The organism is Pseudomonas sp. FBF18 (genome assembly GCF_024261405.1).
Classification (GTDB): Bacteria; Pseudomonadota; Gammaproteobacteria; order Pseudomonadales; family Pseudomonadaceae; genus Aquipseudomonas; species Aquipseudomonas palmensis.
Genome location: NZ_QKRS01000006.1, coordinates 1 through 14,876 on the forward strand (window position 1 = coordinate 1; position 14,876 = coordinate 14,876).

The following is a 14,876-nucleotide window of genomic DNA, read 5'->3' on the forward strand; positions in this document are numbered from 1 at the left end:
CGCGAGCCGCTGCCGGCGCCGGCCGCAGAGGCCGAACCGGCTGCGCTGCCCGGCCTGCTGGTCGGGCATTGGCAGGCGCCGCCGGCCAGTGACGCGCTGCCGCTCACGCGCTTGCCCGTGCATTACCTGGGCGGCCTCAAGGCCGTGCCCGCCAGCGCCACAGTGGTGGTGCTGCGCTACGAGCAGGCGGTGCGTACCTACGTTCGCGGCCAGCGCCTGGCACCGGGCATCGTGCTGCAGGACATCGATGACGATGGCCTGATTTTCGACAACCAGGGGCGGCGCGAGCGCTTGCCCTGGCCGCCACGGCCCGCCGTGACCGGCTTCAAGCGCCAAGGATGAAGGGATGATCGCAAGATTCTGCGTGGCTGGCGTACTGGCCCTGGGGCTCAACCTGGCCTGGGCGTTCGACGAGCCCGAAGCGGTAGCGGACGAAGACGGTACACCGCTGTACGAGGTGAATTTCGTCGACACCGACCTGGGCGAGTTCATCGACAGCGTGTCGCGCATCACCGGGACCACGTTCATCGTCGACCCGCGGGTAAAAGGCAAGGTCACGGTACGTACGGTGGACCGTCACGACAGCGAGGCGATCTACGATATCTTCCTGGCCCAGCTGCGGGCCCAGGGCTTTGCTGCAGTGGACCTGCCCAACGGCAGCGTGAAGATCGTGCCCGATCAGGCGGCGCGGCTGGAGCCGGTGCCCGTCGAGAGCGGGCGCAAGGCCCAGGCCGGCAGCGATGGCATCGCCACCCGGGTGTTCAACGTGCGCAACGCCGCCAGCGAACAGATGCTGGCGATCCTCAAGCCGCTGATCGACCCCCGTGTGGGGGTGATCACGCCGTACCCGGCCGCCAACCTGCTGGTGGTGACCGACTGGCGCAGCAACCTGGAGCGCATCGACAGCCTGCTGCGCCAGCTCGATCAGGTCAGCGAGGAACCGCTGCAGGTGATGCCGCTGCACCATGCCAGTGCCAGCGATACCAGCCAGTTGATCACCCGCCTGCTGGCCCGCGAGCAGGGCGCCGACAGTGCCCAGGTGGTCGCCGACCCGCGCAGCAATGCCCTGCTGGTGCGCGGCAGTGCCGACAGCCGCGAGCGCGTGCGTGCCTTGCTGGCGCAGCTGGACCGCCCCGGCGACGCACTGCGCAGCTCCAACACCCAGGTGATCTACCTGCGTCACGCCAATGCCGGCGAGGTGGTCAAGGTATTGCGCAGCCTCAGCCAGGATGCCGGCGCTGCGCCGGGCGAAGCTGACAAGGACGCCAAGGCGCCCGTGCCGGTCAACCTCTCGGGCATTCGCCTGGAATACGAGGAGGGTACCAACGCCGTGGTCATGGTCGGGCCCGACAGCGAGCTGGCGGCCTACCGCACCATCGTCGAGCAACTGGACATCCGCCGTGCGCAGGTGGTGGTCGAGGCGATCATCGCCGAAGTGTCCGACTCGCGGGCCCAGGAGCTGGGCGTGCAGTGGCTGTTCGCCGACGAGAAATTCGGTGCCGGCGCGGTCAACTTCGGTACCGGCGGTGCCAGCATCACCGGCATTGCCGGGGCCGTGGCCAGCGGCGACAACGCGGCGCTGGGCAAACTGTTGTCGGGCGTGAACGGCGTGACGGCCGGCATCGGCAACTTCGGCGGCGGCTTCAACTTCGCCATGCTGGTCAATGCACTCAAGAGCAACAGTGGCTTCAACCTGCTGTCGACCCCGACCCTGCTGACCCTGGACAACGCCGAGGCGTCGATCCTGGTCGGCCAGGAAGTGCCCTTCGTGACCGGCTCGGTAACCCAGGACAACACCAACCCCTACCAGACCATCGAGCGCAAGGAGGTCGGTGTAAAACTGCGCATCAAGCCGCAGATCAACAGTGACAACACCGTGCGCCTGGACATCGTGCAGGAGGTCTCGTCGATTGCCGACACCGCTGCGGCCAGCGACGTGATCACCAACAAGCGCGAGATCAAGACCAAGGTCATGGTCGAGGACAACGGCCTGATCATTCTCGGCGGGCTGATCAGCGACGAGGTCAGCTCCAGCCATCAGAAGGTGCCGTTTCTGGGGGATATCCCCGGGCTGGGCCGGTTGTTCCGCTCCGATGCCAGCCGTGGCGTGAAGCAGAACCTGATGGTGTTCATCCGCCCGCGGATCCTGCGTGACGGGGCCAGCCTGACCAGCCTCAGCAGCGAAAAATACCGCAGCCTGCAACAGACCACGCCGCTTGCCCTGCCCAGCCTGGCCGATGGCAGCGAGTTGCTGCGGGTGTTCCCGGCCAGCCGCCAGCGCCTGGACGAGGGCACCTGGTGAAGCCGTTGCTGCCCTATCGCCTGGCGCGCCAGGGCGGGCTGGCCATGGCGCCTGGCGCCGACGGCTGGAGCCTGTGGCTGCGCCCGGATGTCGACAGCGACCAGTTGCACGAGCTGCTGCGGGTGTATGGCGCGCCCCAGACCGTGTGCCATTTCGACGCGGGGGAGTTCGACACGCGCCTGGGCCAGTTGTACCAGGCCGGCGAGAACGCCACGGCGGCGCTGATCGAGGGCATTGGCGAACAGGTCGACCTGGACGGCCTGATCAGCGAGATGCCGCGGGTAGAGGACCTGCTCGAAAGCGATGACGAAGCCCCGGTGATCCGCCTGATCAACGGGCTGTTCGGCGAGGCGCTGCGTCAGCAGGCCTCGGACATCCATGTGGAAACCTTCGAGCAGAGCCTGGTGGTGCGCCTGCGGGTCGACGGCCACCTGCGCGAGGTGCTGCGCCCGCCACGTGCGCTGTCGGCCATGCTGGTGTCGCGGATCAAGGTCATGGCGCGCCTGGACATCGCCGAGAAGCGCCAGCCCCAGGACGGGCGCATCACCCTGCGCTCGGGTGGGCGCGAGGTCGACGTACGTGTCTCGACGCTGCCGGGTATCCACGGCGAGCGAGTGGTGATGCGCGTGCTCGACAAGCAGGCCAGCCTGCTCTCGCTGGGCAACCTGGGCATGCCCGGTGCCGTCGAGGCGGGCCTGCGCGCCTGCCTGGGGCGACCCAACGGTATCGTGCTGAGCACCGGCCCGACCGGTTCGGGCAAGACCACCACGCTGTACGCCAGCCTCAACAGCCTGAACGACGGCAGCCGCAATATCCTCACCGTCGAGGACCCGGTGGAGTACGCCATCACCGGTATCGGCCAGACCGCCATCAACCCGCGTGCCGGGCTGACCTTTGCCAGCGGTTTGCGCGCGATTCTGCGCCAGGACCCGGATGTGATCATGCTTGGCGAAATCCGCGACCGCGAAACCGCGCAGATTGCGGTGCAGGCCAGCCTCACCGGCCACCTGGTGCTTTCGACCCTGCACACCAACAGTGCGGTGGGCGCGGTGACGCGCCTGCGCGACATGGGCGTGGAGCCTTTTCTGATTGCCTCGTGCCTGCGCGGGGTCATGGCCCAGCGCCTGGTGCGGCGCCTGTGCAGTTGCGCCGTGGCGCAGCCATTACAGGCGGCCGAGCGGGCGTTGTGGCCGGAGCTGGTCGAGCTTGAGCACAGTTATCACGCAGTGGGCTGCGCACAGTGTCAGGGCAGCGGCTATCGCGGCCGGCTGGGGCTGTATGAGTTCATCGAGCTGGACGCCGGGCTGATCGGCCTGCTGTATGACGGGGCCAGTGAGGTGGCCATGCAGGCGCATCTGCAGGGCCGGCGCCAGAGCCTGGCCGGCATGGCCAGCGAGTGCCTGCGCCAGGGCCAGACGAGCCTGGCCGAAGTGCTGCGCGCGGTGCAGGGCTGAGCCATGCCGACCTACCGATACCAGGCCGTTGACCTCGCCGGGCGCACCCTCAAGGCCAGCCTGCAGGCCGAAAGCGAGCGCCATGCCCGCCAGTTGCTGCGCGAACAGGGGCTGTTCGCGCGCCAGTTGCAGGTGCAGGGCAACGCGCAGGTGTTGCCACGGCGCCAGCGCGTGAGCCGCGCACAGCTGTGTGAATTGACCCGGCAACTGGCCACGCTGACAGGGGCCGGCATTGCATTGGTGGATGCCCTGGCCACCCTTGAGCGGCAGTTGGTGGAGCCGGCCTTGCGCAATCTGCTGGTGGGGGTGCGCGGCGCGCTGGCAGAGGGGCTGGGCCTGGCCCGCAGCCTGGCACGCCAGGGCGGGGTGTTTTCAGCGCTGTACTGCGCGCTGGTCGAGGCCGGCGAACGCTCGGGGCGCCTGGCCCAGGTGCTGGAACGCCTGGCCGACCACCTTGAGCAGGTGCAGCGCCAGCAGCACAAGGCGCGTACCGCGCTGATCTACCCGTGCGTGCTGATGGGGGTGTCGCTGGCGGTGGTGGTCGGCCTGATGAGCTTCGTGGTGCCCAGGCTGACCGAACAATTCGCCCATTCCGGGCAGAGCCTGCCGTTGATCACCCGCCTGCTGATCGGCGCCAGCGAAGCGCTGTTGCTGGCCGGGCCGTGGCTGCTGGGCGCCGCGGTGCTGGGTGCGGCAGGCGCGGCGCGGCTGCTGCGTCGGCCGCACTGGTGCCTGCGCCGTGACGACCTGCTGTTGCGCCTGCCGCGCGTGGGTGCGCTGCTGCGGGTGCTGGAAAGCGCGCGGCTGTCGCGCAGCCTGGCGATTCTGGTCGGCAGCGGGGTACCGCTGCTCGAAGCCTTGCAGGTGGCCACCGCCACCCTGGAAAACCGACGCATTCGTCTGGCGCTGGAGCGGGTGCAGGTCGATGTGCAAGGCGGCGTCAGCCTGCACCGCGCGCTGGATGCCAGCGGGCAGTTCCCGCCGATGCTGCTGAACATGGTCGCCAGCGGCGAGGCCAGCGGCACCTTGCCCGACATGCTCGAGCGCGTGGCCGACAACCAGGAGCGCGGCTTTGCCCGTCAGGTCGACACCGTGATGGCGTTGTTCGAGCCGCTGATGATCCTGGTCATGGGCGCGGTGGTGCTGTTCATCGTGCTGGCGGTGCTGTTGCCGATCATGCAGCTCAACCAGGGCCTCACACTTTAATAGGAGCACTACCATGCAGACACGACGTTCCCGCCAGCACGGCTTCACCCTGATGGAAATCATGGTGGTGATCTTCATCATCGGCCTGCTGATCGCGCTGGTGGCGCCCAGTGTGCTGGGCAGCCAGGACAAGGCCATGAAGCAGAAGGTGATGGCGGACCTGTCGAGCCTGGAGCAGGCGCTGGACATGTACCGCCTCGACAACCTGCGCTTCCCCACCGCCGAGCAGGGGCTGTCGGCCCTGGTGAGCAAGCCGCTGGCCGAGCCGGTGCCGCGTGCCTGGCGGGCCGATGGCTATATTCGCAGGCTCCCGCAGGACCCGTGGGCCACACCGTACCAGTACCGGGCGCCGGGGCAGCATGGGCGCATCGACATCTATTCGCTGGGTGCCGACGGGGTGGAGGGCGGCGAGGGGATCGATGCCGACATCGGTAACTGGGACCTCTAGGCATGCCGGCCCAGCGTGGCTTCACCCTGCTGGAGCTGCTGGTGGTGATCGCCATCGCCGGGTTGATGAGCGCCCTGGCGGTGGCCTCGCTCGACAGTGCCAAGGCGCCTTTGCACCAGGCCCTGGAGCGCCTGGCCGCGGCGTCGCGGGCGCAGGCCGACCTGGCCCTGCATGGCGGGCAGGTGCGCGGCCTGCGCTGGAACGGGCAGCGGCCCGAGTTCGTGCGCCTGGTCGAGGGCGACCAGTGGCAGGTGGAGCCGGTGGCGCTGGGCGAGTGGCCGGCCGGGCTGCGCCCGGACTGGCCTGCGGGCAGCACGCCACGGGTGATGTTCACCCCCTCCGGGCTGGCCCGACCGGTGAGGCTGGAGTGGCGCTGGGCCGAGGGCCGGCAGCGCTGGCACTGGCGTCATGCTGCCGGCCTGCAGGTGGTGAACGTGCCATGAAGGCTCGCCAGCGTGGTTTCACTCTGCTCGAAGTGAGCGTGGCCCTGGGCATCGCCGCGACCATGGCGATCATCAGCAGCCAGGTACTGCGTCAGCGCCTGGTGGTGCAGCAGGGCGTGCAGCAGCATTGGCTGGGCAGCCTGTGTGCCCGGGAACTGCAGGCGCGCTTTGTGGTGGAGCAGTACTGGCCGGCGCAGGCACTGAGTAGCGGCGAGCTGCGTCAGGGGCCGGGCACCTGCCACTGGCGGTTGCAACTGGGTTCCACCGGCGTGCGCAACCTGCGCGGTGGCGAACTGCGCCTGTTTGCCGACCGCGATGAACGTGAGCCGCTGGGTCAGTACCGCCTGTTTCTGGTGCGCCCGTGAGGCGCAGGCAGCAGGGCCTGACCCTGCTCGAACTGCTGGTGGCGCTGGCACTGACCGCTGTACTGGGCGTGCTGCTGGCGGCGCTGGTCAATGGCTGGCTGAGCGTACGTGAGCGACTCGACCAAGCGCCGCAGGCGAGCCCGGTGCTGAGCTTCTGCCTCGGGCTGGAGCGCCGCTTCGACGCCACGGTGCTGCGCCAGTTGTACGAGCAGCGCCTGCCCCTGGCCTTGAACTGGCTGGACTGGCAGCCTGCCGAGTTGCAGCTGCAATGGGTGGCGCTGGCGGCGTGGCCGGCGGCCGAAGGCGGCTCGCGCTTGCAGCGCCAACGCCTGCGCTATGACCGGCGCGATGCACGCCTGCTGCTGGAGACCTCTGCCGACCTGTATGCCGTCGAGCGCCCGCACTGGGTGCTGCGCGACAGCCTGACCGGGGTGTCCAGCCCCGTTTTCGAATTTCGCCAGGGCAGTCGTTGGCTGGCCTGGCCCTCTGCCGAACGCGCTGCGCCCGATCGTGGTGTACGGCTCGAGTTCCAGCGTGATGGAGCCCCCTATGTGTGTACGTTTGCCCTGCCGGAGAGCCAATGATTGACATTCGATACTGGCGACGGCGCCAGCCTGGGTCGTGGTTGCTGGTGCGCCCCGATGAGGCCGGCTGGAGCTGGCTGCAGGTGCGGGCCGGTGAGGTGCTGCGCGCGGGGCACGGGCAACCGCCGGAAGGTGCCGGTCGCGTGGCGCTGGTGGTGCCGGGCAGTGAATGCGCGCACTTCCATTTGCAGGCGCCGCCGGGTCTCAAGCGTGAAGAGTGGCCATTGCTGCTTGAAGATCGCGTGTTGCAGCCAGCCGAGGCGATCCATGTCGGTTGTGTGTCGCGAGGTTCGGGATGGCTTGAGCTGGCGGTGATTGACCGGCAACGCCTGGCGGGCTGGTTGCAGGCTTGCCAGGGCTGGGGCCTGCAGGTCGAGCGCTGCTGGGCGGAGTTCCAGCTGCTGCCGGAGCTTGCCCCCGGCGATGCCTGGTGCTGGCGACGCAGCCCGGACCTGAGCCTGTTCAAGAGTTGCGGCGCCGATCGGCGCCAGGCGTGGCTGGCCTGGCCGACGGCGCTGGGGGCAACCCCGCCGCCGGTGTGGTGTGACAGGCAGGTGCAGGCATTCGAGGGCGCGTGGCCGGTGTCGCTGGCGGCGCTGGAACGTCTGCCCGGCCTGTTCGAGCTGCGCCGCACGCCCCGCGCGCGACCGCACCTGGCACAGGGGCAACGGCGCCTGGCGACGGCCTGCGCCGTGCTGGGTGTGGTGTGGTGTGCCCTGTGGCTCGGCCTGCAGTGGCGCCAGGCCACGCTGTACAAGGCGCAGGTGGTGGCCGTGACCGGGCCGCTGAGCACCCCGCGCCAGGCTACGCAGTGGCTCAAGCGCGAGCGCCAGACGCGGGATGAGCGCAACCTGCGACTGCGCCAGCTGGAGGCATTGCAGGGCGCCATGGTGCAGTGGCTTTTGGCGCAGCCTGGCTGGCGGCTGCAGCGTGCGCGCTTTGATGGCACACGCTGGACCTTGCAGTTGCAGGGTGCGCAGGCACTGTCGGACACGCCGTGGGCTGCCATGGCCGCCAGTGCCGGGGCGCAGGTGGCGGTGCAGCCGACCACGGCAGATGCCGTGCAACTGGTGTTCGACCTGGGGGCAGGAGCATGAGCAGCGTCACCGCACGGCGCTGGTTGATGCCGCTGGCCTGGACCGCAGTGGCCCTCTTGCTGTTGAGCCTGGTGGTGCGCGAGGGCCTTGGCCAATGGCGCGAGCTTTCGCAGTGGCGCGAACTGGCCGCCTCGGCGACGGCCATGCACTCAGGCGCCGAGGTGACGCTGGAGCGATTGCAGCAGTCGGCTGCGGCGCAGCAGCTCGTGCTCAGCGACGTGCAGCCGGTTGACGCGGGGTGGCAGGTGCGCGGCCAGGTCAAGGACGAGCGGCGGCTTCAGGCGTGGTTGCTGAGCTTGCAGCGTGAAGGCGTTCAGCCGCTTCAATGGGGGCTGGAGCAGGCGCCGTCGGGCCTGAGTTTCGATCTGGTGCTGGCGCGATGAGCCGCAGGAGGTTGGGGTGGATGCTGTTGGTGTTCTGCCTGACGTTGCTGGCGGGGTTGCCGGCGCGCTGGTTGTTCAAGGCTGCGCCGTGGCCTGCGCAGGACGTGGCCGGTAGCGTGTGGCAGGGGCAGGCCGGGCGGATCGGCGACGTTGGCCCGTTGAGCTGGCAGGTGCGCCCGTGGGCGGTGCAGGTGCAGGCAGGGTACCAGGGCCAGCGCTGGGGGCTGGTATTGCGCGGCTGGCCGTGGGACTGGCAAGCGAGCGTCATGCCGCAGGGTCCGGCCAGCCGTGTGGCTTCGGCGTATCGCCTGGGGGGGGAGTGGTCGGGGCAACTGGCACTGAGTGGGCGTGGCGCGCGGTGCGTGAGCGGGCAGGGTGCGCTGGTGGCGGATCAGTTGGCCCTGGTGGCGCCATGGACGCTGGCCCTGGGGCGCGGCGAGGTGCGCGTGGTGTGCAACGAAGGCTGGCGGCTATCGGCGCGACTGGCGGCGGCGGGTCAGCACCACCTGGCGCTGGACGCGGGGGTGGCAGGCGGTACGCTGCAAGGGCAGGTGGAGCAGGGGGCGGCATTGTATCCGGTGCTGGTCGGCGGGCAGTGGCTGCAGGCCGGAGAGCACGCGGTGCGGTGGTCCTTCAATTGGTGATTCGCCAGTGGGCGCTTTTTCGCCGGCAAGGCCGGCTCCTGCAGGTTTTGGGGGGGGCGGCAGGTAGGAGCCGGGGAAGGGGCACGCTCGGTCAGGGCCGAATCTCGATCAGCGTGCCGTCGCTGACCAGGTTCCACACTTCGCGCATGTCGCGGTTGGTCATGGCGATGCAGCCTTCGGTCCAGTCCAGGGTGTGGAACAGCGCCTCGGGGTAGTCCGCACTGTCCGGTGTGCCGTGGATCATGATCATGCTGCCCGGCTTCACCCCTTCGCGGCGGGCACGGGCCGAGTCGCTGACATTGGGGTAGGAGACGTGGATGGCCAGGTTGTAACGGTCGGACACCTTGCGCCAGTCGAGCCAGTACAACCCCTCGGGCGTGCGCTTGTCGCCCTCGCGCAGCTTGGCACCGGTGGGCTGCTTGCCCAGCGAGATGCGGTAGCTCTTCATCGAGGTGTCGCCGCTCATCAGTTGCAGGCGGCGTTCGGACTTGATCACCAGCACCTTGTCGATCAACGGGGCGCCGGAGGGGGTGGGCGCCGGGGTCGAGGGCGTCACCTGGCCAAGCGGTTTTCGCACAATGGTTTCGGTGAACGCCGCCTGGGACACCGACGCCACACCGAGGCAGAAGAGGGCAAGCAACCAGCGCATGAAACGGTATCCCTGAAAGTGGCGACGTTGGGGTTCAAGTGAGCGGTTCGACCCGCGGGGACAGGCATTCGGTGCGTACCGGGTAATGCTGCCCCTGGCGGTCGAGATAGTAGCATTCTAGGGCACGACTCACGGTCCTGAAAGCCAGCTCGTCCCAGGGGATCTCGCTTTCCTCGAACAGGCGCACTTCCAGGCTCTCGACGCCCACCGCAAATGCCAGGTCGGCCAGCTCGGCGCGGTAGAACACCTGCACCTGGTTGATGTGCGGCAGGTCGAACAGCTGGTACAGGGCCATCGGCCCCAGGCGCGCGCAGGCTTCCTCGTCGGCCTCGCGGCGTGCGGCGTGTTCCATGGTCTCGCCGTTTTCCATGAAGCCGGCCGGCAGGGTCCAGTAGCCACGCCGCGGCTCGATGGCGCGTCGGCACAGCAGCACCTGGCTGCCATGGCTGGGCAGCACGCCGGCGACGATATTGGGGTTCTGGTAATGGATGGTATGGCAATGATCGCAGACATGACGCAGGCGGTTGTCGCCGTCGGGGATGCGATGAGTGACCGGTTTGCCGCACGCACTGCAGTAATTCATGCTTATCTTCCTGGTGGCTGCGCCTATCTTCGCGCCAGTGCGCGCAGGCCCGCAAGCGCGATTGTCGCGGGGGCTTGGGCGGGCTGCGCCTTTGGTGCATCATGCAGAGACCCGACAGAACGAGAGAGACCATGCTGGACGAGTTACTTCGCCGAATGAGCAATCACACGCCGGGCACCCTGGAGACCGATCGTCGGTTCCCTGAGGCTGCCGTGTTATTGCCCATCACCCGCAGCGAGTCGCCCGAACTGGTGCTGACCCTGCGCGCCAAGGGGCTCTCGACCCATGGCGGCGAAGTGGCCTTCCCCGGCGGGCGGCGAGACCCCGAAGACCCGGACCTGGTGTTCACCGCGCTGCGCGAGGCCGAGGAGGAAATCGGCCTGCCGCCCGGGCTGGTCGAAGTCATCGGCCCGCTGAGCCCGCTGGTTTCGTTGCACGGGCTGAAGGTCACGCCGTTTGTCGGGCTGATTCCCGACTATGTCGAGTACCGCGCCAACGATGCCGAGATTGCCGCGGTGTTCAGCGTGCCGCTGGAGTTCTTCCGCCAGGACCCGCGCGACCATACCCACCGCATCGACTACCAGGGCCGCAGCTGGTACGTGCCCAGCTACCGTTTCGGCGAGTACAAGATCTGGGGCCTGTCGGCGATCATGATCGTCGAGCTGGTCAACCTGCTATACGATGCGCGCATCAGCCTGCACCATCCGCCTGAGCGCACCCCTACAAGATGAGCGGGCCCACCCGCCGCCTTCCCACCGTGAGGAACCACGCATGAAATACCGTCTGGGCGACCTGCGCGTCGAAACCCACCCACAGAGCTGGGTAGCGCCCACCGCCACGCTGATCGGCAAGGTACGCCTGCAGGCGGGGGCCAACGTCTGGTTCGGCGCGGTGCTGCGCGGCGACAACGAGCTGATCGACATCGGCGAGAACAGCAACGTGCAGGACGGTACGGTGATGCACACCGACATGGGCTGGCCACTGACCCTGGGCAAGGGCGTGACGGTCGGCCACAACGCCATGCTGCATGGCTGTACGGTCGGCGACTACAGCCTGGTGGGCATCGGCGCGGTGATCCTCAATGGTGCGCGCATCGGCAAGCACTGCATCATCGGCGCCAATGCGCTGGTGCCCGAGGGGCGCGAGATTCCCGATGGGTCGCTGGTGGTCGGCTCGCCGGGCAAGGTTGTGCGCGAACTGACCCCGGCGCAGCAGCAACTGCTCGAGGCCAGCGCTGCCCACTATGTGCACAACGCCCAGCGCTATGCCCGTGACCTTGTACCCCAGGAGGACTGATGAGCAGCCCTGAACGACCGGTGGCCTCGCCTTGCGTGCACATCTGCGCGCTGGACGAGCAGGATATCTGCACCGGCTGCCAGCGCACCGCCAGCGAGATCACGCGCTGGGGCCGCATGGCCAACGACGAACGACGCCAGGTGCTGGTGCTGTGCCATGAGCGCGCCGTGGCGGCGGGGCTGGTGATGACGGTGGGCAAGGCCGCCGGCTGATCCCGGGCTTGGCCGTGCGGGGGCACTCAAGTACCCTGTACGGCTTGCCAACCGGTGTTTCTATGTTCTTTCTGATTGCTTATATCGCCAGCGTGGTGCTGATCAACTACGCGTTCTCCAGTGCCCCGCACCTGGACGTCATCTGGTCCGCCTGGGGCGGGCTGGTGTTCATCCTGCGCGACATGGTGCAGACCCGCTTCGGCCACGGCGCCCTGCTGGCCATGCTTGGCGCCCTGGTGCTGTCCTATATCACCTCCGACCCTGCCATCGCCCTGGCCAGCGCCACCGCGTTCGCGGTATCGGAGCTGATCGACTGGCTGGTGTTCAGCATCACCAAGCGCCCGTTGCATGACCGCCTGTGGCTGAGCTCGGCGCTGAGCATCCCGCTGGACACCTTCATCTTCTTCGGCATGATCGGCGCACTGACCCCGGCCGTGGTCGGTACCGCGCTGGGCTCCAAGTTCGCCGGGGTGACGGTGGTGTGGCTGGCGATGGCCTGGCGCGCACGCAAGAACGCCTGCGCCATGTAAAATGGCGCTTCTTTTCACCGGGTTGCACCGTGCTGGGGCGGCCCTGGATTCCTTCCCTCTGAGGACCTGAGATGACCCGTATCGGAACCCCCTTGTCGCCGACCGCGACCCGAGTACTGCTGTGTGGCTGTGGCGAACTGGGCAAGGAAGTGGTGATCGAGCTGCAACGCCTGGGCGTTGAAGTGATTGCCGTGGACCGTTACGCCGATGCCCCGGCCATGCAGGTGGCGCACCGCAGCCACGTGATCAACATGCTCGATGGCGCCGCCCTGCGCGCAGTGATCGAGGCCGAGCAGCCGCACTACATCGTGCCGGAAATCGAAGCCATCGCCACCGCCACCCTGGTTGAGCTGGAAGCCGAAGGCTTTACCGTGGTGCCGACCGCACGCGCCGCGCAGCTGACCATGAACCGCGAGGGCATCCGCCGCCTGGCCGCCGAGGAGCTGGACCTGCCAACCTCGCCTTACCACTTTGCCGACACCTTCGAAGACTACCGCAAGGCCGTCGAAGACCTCGGCTTCCCGTGTGTGGTCAAGCCGGTGATGAGCTCGTCGGGCAAGGGCCAGAGCCTGCTCAAGGGCGTCGATGACGTGCAGGCTGCCTGGGACTATGCCCAGGAAGGCGGGCGTGCCGGCAAGGGCCGGGTCATCATCGAGGGCTTCATCGACTTCGAGTACGAGATCACCCTGCTCACCGTGCGCCATGTGGGCGGCACCACCTTCTGCGCGCCGGTCGGGCATCGCCAGGAGAAGGGCGATTATCAGGAGTCGTGGCAGCCGCAGGCGATGAGCCCCAAGGCGCTGGCCGAGTCCGAGCGCGTGGCGCGTGCGGTGACCGAGGCCCTGGGTGGTCGCGGCATGTTCGGCGTGGAGCTGTTCGTCAAGGGCGACCAGGTGTGGTTCAGCGAAGTCTCGCCGCGCCCGCACGACACTGGCCTGGTGACCCTGATCTCCCAGGACCTGTCGCAGTTCGCGCTGCATGCGCGGGCGATCCTGGGCCTGCCGATTCCGCTGATTCGCCAGTTCGGGCCGTCGGCTTCGGCAGTGATTCTGGTGGAAGGCACTTCGCAGCAGACCGCCTTCGCCAACCTCGGCGCGGCGCTGAGCGAGCCGGACACCGCGCTGCGCCTGTTCGGCAAGCCAGAGGTGAATGGCCAGCGGCGCATGGGCGTGTGCCTGGCGCGTGACGAGTCGATCGAAGCCGCGCGGGCCAAGGCGACCCGGGCTTCGCAGGCAGTCAACGTAGAGCTGTAAGGCTTTAGTACGTCATCGCGGGTCAGGCCCGCTCCCACAGGGACAGTGATGATGCCTGTGGGAGCGGTCTGACCCGCGATAGCTGCGCAGCAGCCCGTCTTCAGAGCTCCGTATGCCGGGTCTCTTTCAGGCACAGCACTGCAATCAGGCTCAGTACTGCCGCCGCCGACACATACCCGCCCACCCAGCTCAGGCCGCCCATGGCCACCAGCTTCTGTGCAAAGAACGGCGCCGCCGAGGCCCCGACGATCCCGCCCAGGTTGTACGCCGCCGAGGCCCCGGTATAGCGCACGTGCGTGGGGAACAGCTCAGGCAGCAGCGCCCCCATCGGCGCGAACGTCACCCCCATCAGAAACAGTTCGATGGCCAGAAACAACGCCACGCCCGCGGTCGACCCCGACGTCAGCAGCGGCTCCATGGTGAACCCCGACAGGATGGCCAGCACCCCACCCACGATCAGCACCGGCTTGCGTCCGTACCGGTCGCTCAGCCAGGCCGACAGCGGCGTGGCCAGGGCCATGAACACCACCGCAAAGCACAGCAGTGCCAGAAAGGTCTCGCGGCTGTAGCCAAGGGTCGATACCCCGTAGCTCAGCGAGAACACCGTCGAGATGTAGAACAGCGCATAGCACACCACCATCGCCGCCGCGCCCAGCAGGGTCGGCGCCCAGTACTGTGCGAACAGCTCGACCACCGGCATCTTCACCCGCTCGTGGCGCGCCACGGCCTTGGCGAACACCGGCGACTCCTCGAGCTTGAGCCGCACATACAGCCCCACGATCACCAGCGCGGCGCTGAGCAGGAACGGAATGCGCCAGCCCCAGCTGCGGAACTGCTCGTCGGAAAGGGTCATGGCCAGGGTCAGGAACAGGCCGTTGGCCGCCAGAAAGCCGATCGAAGGGCCCAGCTGCGGGAACATGCCGAACCACGCCCGCTTGCCCTTGGGCGCGTTCTCGGTGGCCAGCAGCGCTGCACCGCCCCATTCGCCGCCCAGCCCCAGGCCCTGGCCGAAGCGCAGCAGGCACAGCAGGATCGGCGCCCAGGCGCCAATGCTGTCGTAACCCGGCAGCACGCCGATCAGCGTGGTGCAGATGCCCATCAGCAGCAGCGAGGCCACCAGCGTCGACTTGCGGCCGATGCGGTCGCCAAAATGGCCGAACAGCGCCGAACCCAGCGGGCGCGCCAGAAACGCGATGCCGAAGGTGAGGAAGGCCGAGAGCATCTGCGCGGTGCCCGAGGTCTGCGGGAAGAACACCGGGCCGATCACCAGGGCCGCTGCCGTGGCGTATACGTAGAAGTCGTAGAACTCGATGGCGGTGCCGATGAAGCTGGCCGTGGCTACCCGGGCGGGCGAGTTGACTGGGGGCGCTGCGGTTTCATCGTTGTTGTTATAGGTGCTGCTGGTCGTCATGAACGTTTCCCTGTCG

The 14,876-nt window shown here is 68.1% G+C and carries 19 protein-coding genes; 16 read left to right on the forward strand and 3 right to left on the reverse strand.

The features are described from left to right. From DN387_RS11230 to DN387_RS11280, 11 genes are all read left to right on the forward strand, one after another. Positions 1 to 342, forward strand: a 342-nt coding sequence (locus tag DN387_RS11230; RefSeq protein ID WP_254506073.1) for a pilus assembly protein PilZ, incomplete at its 5' end; no start/stop codon positions are given. 4 nt (positions 343 to 346) lie between these two features. Next, complete coding sequence (gene gspD / locus DN387_RS11235) at positions 347 to 2,302, forward strand: type II secretion system secretin GspD (protein WP_054915046.1); 1,956 nt, start codon at positions 347 to 349, stop codon at positions 2,300 to 2,302. Between the two features lie 5 nt (positions 2,303 to 2,307). After that, positions 2,308 to 3,756, forward strand: a complete 1,449-nt coding sequence (locus tag DN387_RS11240) for a GspE/PulE family protein (RefSeq protein WP_078480108.1) — start codon at positions 2,308 to 2,310, stop codon at positions 3,754 to 3,756. A gap of 3 nt (positions 3,757 to 3,759) precedes the next feature. After that, a complete protein-coding gene (gene gspF, locus DN387_RS11245; RefSeq protein WP_043860628.1) occupies positions 3,760 to 4,962 on the forward strand; it encodes a type II secretion system inner membrane protein GspF in 1,203 nt (400 codons plus the stop codon). Positions 4,963 to 4,975: 13 nt separating this feature from the next. Beyond that, positions 4,976 to 5,410 carry a type II secretion system major pseudopilin GspG gene (gspG, locus tag DN387_RS11250; protein WP_054915045.1) on the forward strand — a complete coding sequence of 145 codons (435 nt, stop codon included), beginning with the start codon at positions 4,976 to 4,978 and terminating at the stop codon, positions 5,408 to 5,410. A 2-nt stretch (positions 5,411 to 5,412) separates the two neighbouring features. After that, complete coding sequence (gspH, locus tag DN387_RS11255) at positions 5,413 to 5,853, forward strand: type II secretion system minor pseudopilin GspH (protein WP_054915044.1); 441 nt, start codon at positions 5,413 to 5,415, stop codon at positions 5,851 to 5,853. Continuing rightward, positions 5,850 to 6,218: a type II secretion system protein gene (locus DN387_RS11260; RefSeq protein ID WP_054915043.1), complete on the forward strand. Its 369-nt coding sequence runs from the start codon at positions 5,850 to 5,852 to the stop codon at positions 6,216 to 6,218. The genes gspH and DN387_RS11260 overlap by 4 nt, the downstream gene beginning before the upstream one ends. After that, complete coding sequence (locus tag DN387_RS11265) at positions 6,215 to 6,802, forward strand: prepilin-type N-terminal cleavage/methylation domain-containing protein (protein ID WP_054915042.1); 588 nt, start codon at positions 6,215 to 6,217, stop codon at positions 6,800 to 6,802. Before DN387_RS11260 ends, DN387_RS11265 begins: the two co-directional genes overlap by 4 nt. Then, positions 6,799 to 7,899, forward strand: a complete 1,101-nt coding sequence (locus DN387_RS11270; protein WP_236172005.1) for a type II secretion system protein GspL — start codon at positions 6,799 to 6,801, stop codon at positions 7,897 to 7,899. The genes DN387_RS11265 and DN387_RS11270 overlap by 4 nt, the downstream gene beginning before the upstream one ends. After that, on the forward strand, positions 7,896 to 8,282 hold the full coding sequence (gene gspM / locus DN387_RS11275; RefSeq protein WP_054915041.1) for a type II secretion system protein GspM: 387 nt from the start codon (positions 7,896 to 7,898) through the stop codon (positions 8,280 to 8,282). Before DN387_RS11270 ends, gspM begins: the two co-directional genes overlap by 4 nt. 20 nt (positions 8,283 to 8,302) lie before the next feature. Next, positions 8,303 to 8,926, forward strand: a complete 624-nt coding sequence (locus DN387_RS11280; RefSeq protein ID WP_054915040.1) for a hypothetical protein — start codon at positions 8,303 to 8,305, stop codon at positions 8,924 to 8,926. A 91-nt stretch (positions 8,927 to 9,017) separates the two neighbouring features. Here the strand turns inward: DN387_RS11280 and DN387_RS11285 are convergent, their stop codons facing one another. Then, positions 9,018 to 9,575: a murein L,D-transpeptidase family protein gene (locus DN387_RS11285; protein WP_054915039.1), complete on the reverse strand. Its 558-nt coding sequence runs from the start codon at positions 9,573 to 9,575 to the stop codon at positions 9,018 to 9,020. 34 nt (positions 9,576 to 9,609) lie between these two features. Continuing rightward, the gene (locus tag DN387_RS11290; RefSeq protein WP_054915038.1) at positions 9,610 to 10,158 is read right to left on the reverse strand and encodes an NUDIX hydrolase; all 549 of its coding nucleotides are present in this window, start codon (positions 10,156 to 10,158) and stop codon (positions 9,610 to 9,612) included. Between the two features lie 131 nt (positions 10,159 to 10,289). On the opposite strand from DN387_RS11290, the gene DN387_RS11295 reads away from it, so the two are divergent. The 5 genes from DN387_RS11295 (at position 10,290) to purT (ending at position 13,449) form a co-directional block, all read left to right on the forward strand. Continuing rightward, entirely contained in the window at positions 10,290 to 10,889 is a 600-nt protein-coding gene (locus DN387_RS11295) for a CoA pyrophosphatase (protein WP_054915037.1), read from the forward strand. A gap of 40 nt (positions 10,890 to 10,929) precedes the next feature. After that, positions 10,930 to 11,454 carry a gamma carbonic anhydrase family protein gene (locus tag DN387_RS11300; RefSeq protein ID WP_054915036.1) on the forward strand — a complete coding sequence of 175 codons (525 nt, stop codon included), beginning with the start codon at positions 10,930 to 10,932 and terminating at the stop codon, positions 11,452 to 11,454. After that, on the forward strand, positions 11,454 to 11,666 hold the full coding sequence (locus DN387_RS11305; protein WP_043863177.1) for a DUF1289 domain-containing protein: 213 nt from the start codon (positions 11,454 to 11,456) through the stop codon (positions 11,664 to 11,666). Before DN387_RS11300 ends, DN387_RS11305 begins: the two co-directional genes overlap by 1 nt. A gap of 62 nt (positions 11,667 to 11,728) precedes the next feature. Then, entirely contained in the window at positions 11,729 to 12,196 is a 468-nt protein-coding gene (locus DN387_RS11310) for a VUT family protein (protein WP_054915035.1), read from the forward strand. A 71-nt stretch (positions 12,197 to 12,267) separates the two neighbouring features. After that, on the forward strand, positions 12,268 to 13,449 hold the full coding sequence (purT, locus tag DN387_RS11315) for a formate-dependent phosphoribosylglycinamide formyltransferase (protein WP_054915034.1): 1,182 nt from the start codon (positions 12,268 to 12,270) through the stop codon (positions 13,447 to 13,449). A gap of 100 nt (positions 13,450 to 13,549) precedes the next feature. Here the strand turns inward: purT and DN387_RS11320 are convergent, their stop codons facing one another. Beyond that, positions 13,550 to 14,860 carry an MFS transporter gene (locus DN387_RS11320; RefSeq protein ID WP_043863180.1) on the reverse strand — a complete coding sequence of 437 codons (1,311 nt, stop codon included), beginning with the start codon at positions 14,858 to 14,860 and terminating at the stop codon, positions 13,550 to 13,552. Positions 14,861 to 14,876 lie beyond the last annotated feature (16 nt).

Coding starts and splice junctions, on each gene's coding strand:
- gspD (WP_054915046.1), top strand. CDS start 347: ATGATCGCAAGATTCTGCGTGGCTGGCGTACTGGCCCTGGGGCTCAAC.
- gspF (WP_043860628.1), top strand. CDS start 3,760: ATGCCGACCTACCGATACCAGGCCGTTGACCTCGCCGGGCGCACCCTC.
- gspG (WP_054915045.1), top strand. CDS start 4,976: ATGCAGACACGACGTTCCCGCCAGCACGGCTTCACCCTGATGGAAATC.
- gspH (WP_054915044.1), top strand. CDS start 5,413: ATGCCGGCCCAGCGTGGCTTCACCCTGCTGGAGCTGCTGGTGGTGATC.
- DN387_RS11260 (WP_054915043.1), top strand. CDS start 5,850: ATGAAGGCTCGCCAGCGTGGTTTCACTCTGCTCGAAGTGAGCGTGGCC.
- DN387_RS11270 (WP_236172005.1), top strand. CDS start 6,799: ATGATTGACATTCGATACTGGCGACGGCGCCAGCCTGGGTCGTGGTTG.
- gspM (WP_054915041.1), top strand. CDS start 7,896: ATGAGCAGCGTCACCGCACGGCGCTGGTTGATGCCGCTGGCCTGGACC.
- DN387_RS11280 (WP_054915040.1), top strand. CDS start 8,303: ATGCTGTTGGTGTTCTGCCTGACGTTGCTGGCGGGGTTGCCGGCGCGC.
- DN387_RS11285 (WP_054915039.1), bottom strand. CDS start 9,575: ATGCGCTGGTTGCTTGCCCTCTTCTGCCTCGGTGTGGCGTCGGTGTCC.
- DN387_RS11290 (WP_054915038.1), bottom strand. CDS start 10,158: ATGAATTACTGCAGTGCGTGCGGCAAACCGGTCACTCATCGCATCCCC.
- DN387_RS11295 (WP_054915037.1), top strand. CDS start 10,290: ATGCTGGACGAGTTACTTCGCCGAATGAGCAATCACACGCCGGGCACC.
- DN387_RS11300 (WP_054915036.1), top strand. CDS start 10,930: ATGAAATACCGTCTGGGCGACCTGCGCGTCGAAACCCACCCACAGAGC.
- DN387_RS11305 (WP_043863177.1), top strand. CDS start 11,454: ATGAGCAGCCCTGAACGACCGGTGGCCTCGCCTTGCGTGCACATCTGC.
- DN387_RS11310 (WP_054915035.1), top strand. CDS start 11,729: ATGTTCTTTCTGATTGCTTATATCGCCAGCGTGGTGCTGATCAACTAC.
- purT (WP_054915034.1), top strand. CDS start 12,268: ATGACCCGTATCGGAACCCCCTTGTCGCCGACCGCGACCCGAGTACTG.
- DN387_RS11320 (WP_043863180.1), bottom strand. CDS start 14,860: ATGACGACCAGCAGCACCTATAACAACAACGATGAAACCGCAGCGCCC.